Source organism: Nonomuraea antri, assembly GCF_013283785.1.
Classification (GTDB): domain Bacteria; phylum Actinomycetota; class Actinomycetes; order Streptosporangiales; family Streptosporangiaceae; genus Nonomuraea; species Nonomuraea antri.
The window spans coordinates 1-3,892 of record NZ_JABCPZ010000428.1 but is presented as its reverse complement, the minus strand read 5'-3'; the positions used below and the strand labels follow the sequence as shown (position 1 = coordinate 3,892).

Below are 3,892 nucleotides of genomic sequence, written 5' to 3'. Positions count from 1 at the left end.
ATCCACGCCCGCCGAGCACATGACCCGCCTCGTTTACGCCCTGCCCGGCGCCTGACCTGCCTCGCCCACGTACCTCTGGCACTTGAGCAACCCACCCACTCACGGAGCGCTTCCTCCGGAGGAGGCTCCTTGAACGCACGTGCCACAAGACACCGACACCCCGACAAAGACGCACACCCGATCGCCCACATCTCCCACGGGATGCACACTCACACGACACGCCTCCCGTGGGACACACCACACGCCTGTCCCCCCGTGCGACGCACCACACGCGCCGCGCCTTCCGTGAGACGCACACAGACGCGGCTCCCTGCGGGACGCACACTCAACGAACTGCGCCGACCTCAGACACACCTCAGCGAATCGCGCAGACCTCGGGACACCTCTGGGGATCGTGCCACCCGAAAGGTCCCCCGCCGGCCGACCAAACCCCCGGTATCCTAAGTTGGAAAACCGGACGGAGGGTGAGCCATGGCTGGCCGGGCCAGGGAATGTTCGATCGCCAACGCGCTGGCGGTGGTCGGCGAGCGGTGGAGCCTGCTCGCCATGCGCGAGATCATGCTCGGTGTACGCCGCTTCGACCAGATCGCCCGCAACACCGGAGCCAGCAGGGACATCCTCGCCACCCGCCTACGCAAACTGGTCGATGTGGGCCTGCTGGAACGCCGGCAGTACGAACTGCACCCGCCGCGCCACGAATACGTGCTCACCGAGGCCGGGCAGGCGTTGCACGCCGTCCTGCTCAACCTGATGGCCTGGGGCGACGAGTACGTGACCGAGGGCGAACCGCCCACCGTCTGGGAACACACCTGCGGCCACGTACTGCGTCCGCTCACCGTCTGCGCCCACTGCCGCGAGCCCGTGCACGCGGAGGACATGACGCTGGTACGCATCCACCAGCCCCACTGACCCACCCCCGCACCTCACCCACAGACCACGTTGGACGTAGGGTTTGCCCTACCTCGGGGATGCCTGTGAGCAGGGTCGTTCCGGAGAAGTGCGGCTCGTAGCGTTCTCTGCATGACATCCCTCGCCCGTCGCCTCTCCCGCGACACCCGCTACGTGCTCCTCGGCTTCCCCCTCGCCGTGATCGCCTTCTGCCTGGTCGTCGCCGGAGTGGCGGCCGGGGTGGGCAGCGCGGTCGCCTTCGTCGGGCTGCTCATACTGGCCGGCACCGCCGCCGCGGCTCGTAACTTCGCCGACCTGGAACGGGCTGCGCTGCCCGGCATTCTCGGTCATCCGGTCGCGCGTCCGCCCTACGGCGAGGCGCCCGAGGGGGCGAGCTGGTTCCGCCGGACGATGACCCCGGTGGCCTCCGCCCAGGCCTGGGTGGACCTGCTGTACGCGATCATCGCCTTCCCGATCGCGCTGGCGTCCTTCGTCTTCACCGTGGTGTGGTGGGCGGTGGCGATCGCCGGGCTGGCGTTCCCTGTCTACGGGTGGTTCATCGCCTCCATCCCGGGGACGCTCGATCACGGGCTGCCCGCGCTTCTCGGGCTGCCGCAGGACGTGGTGACGTTCGTGGCGCTCAACACCGTGGTGGGGGTGCTGTTCGCGGTGACGCTGCTGCCGGTGGTGCGGGGTGCGGCGCTGATCAAGGCGACGGTGGCGCAGGTGCTGCTGACCCGGGCGGACTACTCGCAGTCCCCCGACCGCCGCCGCCCGATGGTGTCCACGTACGCGGCCATGAGGTGAGCCTCCGCAGCACACACGCCGAAGCTGGACGCGCCGAGTGCGCGTCCAGCGCCATGCGTGCCCACCATCGCCATGAGCGACCATCGCCATGAGAGCCCGCCGTGATGCGAAACCGCCACCGCCATGTACGCCCGTGGTGCGACGCCGCTTGATGTGCCCCGCGGCCTTGATGCGCCCCGCGGGCGAGGCCGCTTAGATGCACCTATGTTCATGCACCCCGTGGCGTAACGCCCACCGGATGACGCCCCCGCTCTAACACACGCTGGCTGGATGCGACCTCGGCCCGACGCTCACTCACTGAATCCCCCGGCCCAACGCACGGAGACCGGATGCGACTCGGCCCGACGCCCGCAGGCCGGACCCGCCCCCGGCCCAATGCTCGCTGGCCGCACGCGGCACCGGCCCGATGTTCGCTAGATGTGCCTCCTGGTCAGACGCCTGCCGGATACGTCCCTGGCGCGACACCTGCTGGACGCATTCCTGACGCGACGCCTGCTGGACGCGTCCGTCGTGCGGCGCCTGCTGGACGGGTCCGAGAATGCGGCGCCTGCTTGATGCACATGGAGTGCGGTGCCACGAGAAGCGCACGCATGAGGCGCGGCGCGGCACCACGAGGATGCGGACAAGGCCACCCCCGCCACCAATGGCACCATGCCGCCACGAATAGGCCGCCTCACCCAGGAAAGGGGCATGACGGGCTCCCGTCGGCCGATCTGGTGACAGGTCGGGTAGGTGGAAGCCTCGCAAATGCCGAAATATCCGGGTCTCGTGATAGATGGGCGGCAAGTGGTGCGGTGGTGGGCGGACCTCCCGATCGGCCGGGTCGTCCGGATCGAGGGCGCCCCGGCCGATCTGCTCGCCCTGACCATCGACCCGCTACCCGACGACGCCCCGGCCATCGTCACCTACGACGTCCCGCATGCCCGGTCCGCCGTCGACCTGGTCTCCTCCGCGCTGGCCGAGCTGGAACGGGTGGCGGTGGCGCTGTTCCCCGCCTGGTTGCCTGGCGCGAAGGGCATCGAGGGTCCGGGTGGCGCGAGCCTGCCGGCGGTGCGGACGCTGGCCCTGCGCAAGGCGTCCGGCGAGGACGACTTCGGCCCCTTCCTCGCCGAGCTGGCCGAACGGGCGGTGGCGGGCGGGGCGCGCCGGGCGAGCCCGTTCCCGCCCGAGCTGCGGGTCGCCGGGCTGGCCAGGGTGCTGGCCATGAGCTACGGCCGGGCCCGCGCCGCCCTGCTGGTGAACGTGCCGGACAACCTGCCGCCGGACGGCTGGGAGGTCCTGCTCGGGGCGTGCGACTGGCTGGCGCGACGGGGCGGGTTCGGCATCTGGCTGACCGGCGCATCCCCGGCGGTGTCACCAACCACGGGGCCAGCCGCGCCACCAGGTGGCCTGGTCGGAGGCGCGGCGGGTGACGCGGCCCGTAACGAGTTCGGTGGCAGGCCTGGTAACGCGGCTCGTGGCGCGTTCGGCGGCAGGCTTGGTGACACGGCTCGTGGCGCGTTCGGCGGCAGGCTTGGTGACACGGCCCGTGGCGCGTTCGGCGGCAGGCTTGGTGACACGACAAGCGGCTCGGCTGGTGGCGAGGCTGGTGACTCCGCCCGTGGCACGTTCGGTGGCGGGCCCGGTGATGCGACGTGCGGCCCGGTCGGCGGTGCGGGGGGTGAAGGGGCTGATGGCACTGCTGATGGTGCCGATGGTGGCACGGTTGGTGGCGCAGCTCGTGGTGACGCCGGTCGCGCAGCTGGTCGCGGGGCCGATGGCGCGAGTGGTGGGGCGCCCCGCGATGCGATCGGAGGCGTGCCCGGTGGCCTGACTGGCGATGCCGCCGACCGCGCGGCTCGCGATGCGGCTGGTCGCGGGGCCGATGGCGCGGGTGGCGGGGCACCTCCCGATGCGATCAGCGGCGGGCGCGATCGCCCAGCTAGTGATGCCGCCGGTCGCGGGCCCGACCGCGCGAGTGGTGAGGCACCCCGCGATGCGGCTGGCCGCGGGACCGACAGCGCCAGTGGCAGCGTGCCCCGCGATGCGATCGGTGACGTGCGCGGTGGCCCGGCTGGCGATGCCGCCGACCGCGCGGCTGGTCGCGGGGCCGACAGCGCGAGTGGCGGCACGCCCCGCGATTCGATCGGCGGTGTACCCGGTCGCCTGACTGGCGATGCCGCCAATGGCATGGCCGGTGATGCAGCCACTGGTGGTG

General features: G+C 71.5%; 2 protein-coding genes and 1 pseudogene. All 3 read left to right on the top strand.

From position 1 onward, the window contains the following. Window positions 1-471 precede the first annotated feature (471 nt). Complete coding sequence (locus tag HII36_RS53810; RefSeq protein WP_173531140.1) at window positions 472-909, top strand: winged helix-turn-helix transcriptional regulator; 438 nt, start codon at window positions 472-474, stop codon at window positions 907-909. Between the two features lie 111 nt (window positions 910-1,020). Continuing rightward, window positions 1,021-1,695: a sensor domain-containing protein gene (locus HII36_RS53805; RefSeq protein WP_173531139.1), complete on the top strand. Its 675-nt coding sequence runs from the start codon at window positions 1,021-1,023 to the stop codon at window positions 1,693-1,695. 732 nt (window positions 1,696-2,427) lie between these two features. After that, window positions 2,428-3,892: pseudogene (locus HII36_RS53800) on the top strand (hypothetical protein); the annotation flags it as partial.

Coding starts and splice junctions, on each gene's coding strand:
- HII36_RS53805 (WP_173531139.1), top strand. CDS start 1,021: ATGACATCCCTCGCCCGTCGCCTCTCCCGCGACACCCGCTACGTGCTC.
- HII36_RS53810 (WP_173531140.1), top strand. CDS start 472: ATGGCTGGCCGGGCCAGGGAATGTTCGATCGCCAACGCGCTGGCGGTG.